The 6,000-nt window shown below is 76.9% G+C and carries 4 protein-coding genes; 3 read left to right on the forward strand and 1 reads right to left on the reverse strand.

The features are described from left to right. The first annotated feature begins 150 nt into the window (after positions 1-150). From QNH85_RS19155 to QNH85_RS19165, 3 genes are read left to right on the forward strand one after another with little or no spacing between them, the layout of a single operon-like run. On the forward strand, positions 151-1,947 hold the full coding sequence (locus QNH85_RS19155) for an acetyl/propionyl/methylcrotonyl-CoA carboxylase subunit alpha (protein WP_282948968.1): 1,797 nt from the start codon (positions 151-153) through the stop codon (positions 1,945-1,947). Between the two features lie 4 nt (positions 1,948-1,951). Beyond that, positions 1,952-2,455 carry an NUDIX hydrolase gene (locus tag QNH85_RS19160; protein WP_282948969.1) on the forward strand — a complete coding sequence of 168 codons (504 nt, stop codon included), beginning with the start codon at positions 1,952-1,954 and terminating at the stop codon, positions 2,453-2,455. A 59-nt stretch (positions 2,456-2,514) separates the two neighbouring features. Continuing rightward, positions 2,515-4,473: an endonuclease/exonuclease/phosphatase family protein gene (locus QNH85_RS19165; protein ID WP_282948970.1), complete on the forward strand. Its 1,959-nt coding sequence runs from the start codon at positions 2,515-2,517 to the stop codon at positions 4,471-4,473. A gap of 19 nt (positions 4,474-4,492) precedes the next feature. On the opposite strand, the gene QNH85_RS19170 is transcribed toward QNH85_RS19165, so the two are convergent. Further along, positions 4,493-5,908 (reverse strand): NAD(P)H-quinone dehydrogenase, encoded by a 1,416-nt coding sequence (locus QNH85_RS19170; RefSeq protein WP_282948974.1) that lies wholly within the window; start codon positions 5,906-5,908, stop codon positions 4,493-4,495. Positions 5,909-6,000: the final 92 nt, after the last annotated feature.

The raw sequence follows: 6,000 nt of genomic DNA on the forward strand, positions 1-6,000 counted from the left end.
ACAACCACCGGCCCCGGTCCGGCGACGTCGCGCGCGTGGCGCCTGTGGAACCCTCCAAAGGCGGGCGCGCCGGTGTGGGCGGTTCCGCAATCTTCGCGCCGGACGCCCGGCGGACGTCGTCCGCCGGGGCCCCCCGCGTTACGGTGAGCCGTGCCCCGCATCTCGAAGGTCCTCGTCGCGAACCGCGGCGAGATCGCCGTCCGCATCGCCCGCGCGTGCCGGGACGCCGGCCTCGGCTCCGTCGCCGTCTACGCGGACCCCGACCGTGAGGCGCTGCACGTGCGCGTCGCGGACGAGGCGTACGCCCTGGACGGCGCCCGCGCCGCCGAGACCTACCTCGACATCGCCAAGCTGCTCGACGTGGCCCGCCGCTCCGGCGCGGACGCCGTGCACCCCGGCTACGGGTTCCTGTCCGAGAACGCCGAGTTCGCGCAGGCCGTCATCGACGCGGGCCTCGTGTGGGTCGGCCCGCCGCCGGCGGCCATCCGGGACCTCGGCGACAAGGTCAGCGCGCGGCACATCGCCCAGCGCGCCGGCGCCCCGCTCGTCGCGGGCACCGCGGACCCGGTCGCGGGCGCGGGCGAGGTGCACGCCTTCGTCGCCGAGCACGGCCTCCCGGTGGCCATCAAGGCGGCGTTCGGCGGCGGCGGGCGCGGCCTGAAGGTCGCCCGCACCGAGGACGAGATCGACGAGCTGTACGACTCCGCGGTGCGCGAGGCGACGGCGGCGTTCGGCCGCGGCGAGTGCTTCGTCGAGCGCTACCTGGACCGGCCGCGGCACGTCGAGACCCAGTGCCTGGCGGACGAGCACGGCACGGTCGTCGTGGTCTCGACCCGCGACTGCTCCCTGCAGCGCCGGCACCAGAAGCTCGTCGAGGAGGCCCCCGCGCCGTTCCTGACCGAGGCTCAGCGCGCGCAGCTCGTCGACTCCTCGATCGCCATCCTCAAGGAGGCCGGCTACGTCGGCGCCGGCACCTGCGAGTTCCTGGTCGCGGCCGACGGCACCGTGTCGTTCCTGGAGGTGAACACCCGCCTGCAGGTCGAGCACCCGGTCTCGGAGGAGATCAGCGGCATCGACCTGGTCCGGGAACAGCTGCGGATCGCCGCGGGCGAGCCCCTCGGCTACGACCACGTGGAGACCCGCGGCCACTCCATCGAGTTCCGGCTGAACGGCGAGGACCCGGCCGCCGGGTTCCTGCCGGCCCCCGGCAAGATCACGACGCTGCGGTTCCCCGCCGGCCCCGGCGTCCGCGTCGACTCCGGCGTGGTCGAGGGCGACACGGTGTCGGGCGCGTTCGACTCGATGATCGCGAAGCTGGTCGTCACCGGCGCCACGCGCACGCAGGCCGTGGAGCGGGCCCGCCGCGCGCTGGCCGAGCTCGAGGTCGCGGGCATCCCGACGGTCGTGCCGTTCCACCGCGCGGTGCTCGACGCGCCGGCGTTCGTCCCGGCGGACCCGACGCAGCCGTTCACGGTGCACACCCGCTGGATCGAGACGGAGTTCGCGGACACGCTGCCCACGCTCACCCGCTCCCCCGCGCCGGCTCCGGCCGACGACGAGGACGCCGACCCGACGGAGCTCGAGCGGGTCGTCGTCGAGGTCGGCGGCAAGCGGCTCGAGGTCGTGCTCCCCGCCGCGCTGGCGCTCCGGGCCGGGCGCGGCCGCACCGCGGGCCCGCGCCGCCCCGCCCCGCGCCGGAACGGGGGCCGCTCGACCGCGGTCGCCGCGTCCGGCACCACGCTGACCTCCCCGATGCAGGGGACGATCGTCAAGGTCGCGGTGGGCGAGGGCGACACGGTGGCCGAGGGCGACCTGGTGGTCGTGCTGGAGGCGATGAAGATGGAGCAGCCGCTGGTCGCGCACCGCGCCGGCACCGTCGCCTCGCTGTCCGCGGGCGTCGGCGGCATGGTCGCCGCCGGGTCGGCCATCTGCGAGATCGTCGACTGACCGGGTGAGGGGCGGACCGCGGCACCCGGGCGACGGCTGGGTGGAGTGCCGGTGCGGGCGCCGGCACTGGGGCACCGCGGGCGCCGCGGGGCTGCTGCTCGCGCGCCCCGCGACGGCCACCGAGCCCGCCGTCGTCGTGCTGCAGCACCGCGCCCCGTGGAGCGACCAGGGCGGCACCTGGGGCCTGCCCGGGGGCGCCCGCCACACCGGTGAGTCCGCGGTCGACGGCGCGCTGCGCGAGGCGGCCGAGGAGGCCGGCATCGAGCCCGCGTCCGTCCGGGTGGTCGGCGAGCACCTGCTCGACCACGAGGACTGGACGTACACGACGGTGATCGCGGTGACGGACGGCCCCGTCGACCCCCGCCCGACGGACGACGAGAGCCTCGCGATCTCCTGGGTCACCCTGGACGACGTCCCGGCGCTGCCGCTGCTCCCGGCGTTCGCCGACGCCTGGCCCACGCTCCGCGCCGCCCTGCCGCCCGAGGTCGAGCGGGCGCACGCCGGCTGAGGCACGGCGGCGCCCGCCGCTGTTCGCACGCACAGGTCGCCGGGCCGTAGGTTGGCCGGATGAGCGTCCCCGCGTCCGCGCGTCCCACCACGCCGCCCGCCGGGAGCCCGCTCCCCCCGGACGCCGGCACCCCCACCCGGGTCTCGCTCGTCGCGCTCGTGACCGTGCTGGCCGTCGACGCCGTCCGCGCGTCGGGTCCCGTGCTGGACCGGGCGTTCTCCGTCGGCACCCTGGTCGTCGCCGGCACGGCGCTGGTCACGTTCCTCGCCGCCGGCGTGCTCGCGGCCCTCGCGCTGGTCGCGACCGGGCGGCGCGGGCCGGGCACGGCGTCGGGCCGCACCGTGCTCCTCGCGGCCGTGGTCACCGGGATCGCGCGGCTGGTCACGCAGGTGGTGCACGACGAGGCGCGGTTCGTGGCGGGGCTCGTCACCGCGGCGCTCGCCGTCGCGACGCTGGTGCTCGCCACGACCCTGGTCGCCGGGCGCGCCGCCGGGGGCCGGCAGGCGGCGCTGGGCCTGACGCTCGGCACCGGCCTGTCCGCGGCGCTGCAGCTCGCGCTCGGGACGTGGGACCCGCTGTGGCGCGGGGGCGTGGTCGGCTCCGTGGTCGCCCTGGTGCTGGTGCTGGCCACGGTGACGTTCGCGGCCATCGCGCAGGGCGAGCAGGCCAGCGGGCGCCCGCGCCGCACGTGGGTGCTCGGCCCGGCGCTCGCGCTGGTGCTCATGGTGCTGGCGAACCCGGCCTTCGCCGCCTCGCAGTCCGGGGTGCCGCTGATGGCCGCCGGGACGGTCGTCGTGCTCGCGTCGGCGCTCACCGCGTGGGTGCTGCTGGTCCCGCGGGTGATGGTGCGGCCGGTGCGGTGGGCCGCCGCGGTGCTGCTGCCGGTCTGCGTGGCCGTCGCCCTGCTCACCACCGGCGTCGTCGCGCTGGTGGCCGTCGCGCTGGCCGAGGTCGCCGCCGGGCTGGTGCTCGCGGTCGCGCTGAAGACCCGCCGGCCCGCGCCGCCCGGGATCCCGCGCACGTCGCTGGCGACCGGGGCCGTCGGCCTGCTGCTGGTCGGGGTGCTGCTGGTCTACCTGCTCGACTACGACGTGCCGCTGGGCGTCGACAACGCCTGGGTGGTCGTCGCCGCCGCGGTGCTGCTCGCGTGCGGCGGCCTGCGGTTCCGCACCCCGGTCGAGCCCGCGCCGCGCGAGCCCGCCCCGCCGCTGCGCGCGAACGCCCTGCGGTTCCTCGTCCTGCCGTCGGTCGTGCTGCTGCTCGTCGGCTGGTGGACGTCGACCGCCGGGGCGCCTGCCGCCGCGGTCGACCGCGACGCGGACCAGCTCGTGGTGCTCGACTGGAACCTGCACTACGGCGTCGCCGCGGACACCGCCGTCGACCTGGAGCAGATCGCCCGCACCATCGAGGCCGAGGGCCCCGACGTCGTGGCGCTGCAGGAGGTCGCGCGCGGCTGGGTGCTCGGCGGCGGCGTGGACATGGCGACGTGGCTCGGCGAGCGGCTCGGCATGCACGTCGCGTTCGCGCCCGCCGCCGACCGCCAGTTCGGCAACGCCCTGCTCTCCCGCACCGAGCTCACCGACGTCGAGGTGGTCCCGCTGCCGTACGGCGACGGGCCGCAGGCGCGGTCCGCCCTGACCGCGCTGGTGGACGGGCCGGACGGCACGCCCGTGCGGGTCACGTCCGTGCACCTGCAGCACCGGGACGGCAGCACGCCCACGCGGCTCGAGCAGCTCGCGGCGCTGGAGGCCGCCCTGCCGGCCGACGGGCCGTCCGTGCTCGCCGGCGACCTCAACGCCGGCCCCGGCTCGCCGGAGCTCGACGCGCTGACCGGCGCCGGCTGGTCCAGCGCGGTCGACACCGCGGGCGACCCGGACGCGCTCACCCACCCGAGCGTCGACCCGGACGTCCGGATCGACTGGCTGCTGGGGCGCGGCGTGACGTTCGACGACGCGCGGGTGCTGACGGACGACTCCTCCGACCACCTCGCGGTGATCACGACCGTCCGCGTCGGCTGAGCGCGCGTCTGCGCCCGGGCTACTCCGTGAGGTGCAGGACCCGCGCGACCTCGGCGATCGAGCCGGACAGCGACGGGTAGACCGTGAACGCGCTCGCCACGTCGTCCACCGTCAGGCTGTGCGACACCGCGAGCGTGATCGGGAAGATCAGCTCCGAGGCCCGCGGTGCCACGACCACGCCGCCGAGCACCGTGCCCGCCGTCGAGTGCGCGAACAGCTTCACGAACCCGTCGCGGACGCCCAGCATCTTCGCGCGCGGGTTCCGGGCCAGCGGCAGCGTGTGGGTGACGAAGTGGGCGGTGCGCTCGATCAGCGCCTCCTCGCTGAGGCCGACGGTCGCGATCTCCGGCGCGGTGAAGATGTTGGCCGCGACGCCCTTCACCTTGAGCGGCGCGACCGCGTCGCCGAGCGCGTGGGACATCGCGATGCGGCCCTGCATGGCCGCGACCGACGCCAGCGGCAGCACGCCCGTGACGTCGCCCGCCGCGTAGACGCCGCGCGCGGACGTGCGGGACACCCGGTCGACCTCGATGTGCCCCGACGGCGTCATGCGCACGCCGGACTCCTCCAGGCCGAGGCCCTGGGTGCTCGGGATCGAGCCGACCGCCAGCAGCACGTGCGAGCCGGTGATCTCGCGCCCGTCGGACAGGGTCACGACGACGCCGTCCTCGGTGCGGCGGGCCGCCTCCGCCCGCGAGCGCGGGACGACCTCCATCCCGCGGGACCGGAACACCTCCTCCAGCATGGTGGCGGCGTCCGCGTCCTCGCCCGGCAGCACGCGGTCGCGGCTCGACACCAGCACCACCTGGGAGCCGAGGGACACGTAGGCGCCGGCGAACTCCGCGCCCGTGACGCCGGAGCCGACCACGATCAGCCGCTCCGGCAGCTCGTCCAGGTGGTACAGCTGCGTCCAGGTGAGGATGCGCTCGCCGTCCGGCTGCGCGGCGGGCAGGGTCCGGGGCGTCGCGCCCGTGGCGAGCAGGACCACGTCGGCGTCCACGGTCTGCTGCGCGCCGTCCTCGCCCGTCACCACCACCCGCTCCGGGCCGTCGAGCCGCCCGTGCCCGATGAGGACGCGGACGCCCTCGCGCTCCAGGCGGGTGCGGATGTCGTCGGACTGCGCCAGCGCCAGGTCCCGCACGCGCGCGTTGACGACGGCCATGTCGATGCTGTGCCGGCGGCTGCGTCCGGTGTCGTCCCCGAGCGGCGAGTCGTCCCCCTGGCCGGCGGGCACGTCGAGGCGGATGCCGAGGTCCGACGCCCGCTCGGCGATCGTCATCCACTCGGCCGTCGCGATGAGGGTCTTGGACGGCACGACGTCGGTGAGGACCGCGGAGCCGCCGAGTCCCGAGCGCTCCACGACCGTCACGTCCGCGCCGAGGCGGCGGGCCACCAGCGCGGCCTCGTACCCGCCCGGGCCGCCGCCGACCACCACGACGTGCTGGGCCGGCCGGTCCGGGACGCCGCCCGTGGGCGACGCGGCGGTCGTCGGGGACGTGGCGGGGGGTGCGGCGGCCCGGGCGGGTA

The sequence above is a fragment of the Cellulomonas endometrii genome, from assembly GCF_949769265.1.
Lineage (GTDB): Bacteria > Actinomycetota > Actinomycetes > Actinomycetales > Cellulomonadaceae > Cellulomonas > Cellulomonas endometrii.

Coding starts and splice junctions, on each gene's coding strand:
- QNH85_RS19165 (WP_282948970.1), top strand. CDS start 2,515: ATGAGCGTCCCCGCGTCCGCGCGTCCCACCACGCCGCCCGCCGGGAGC.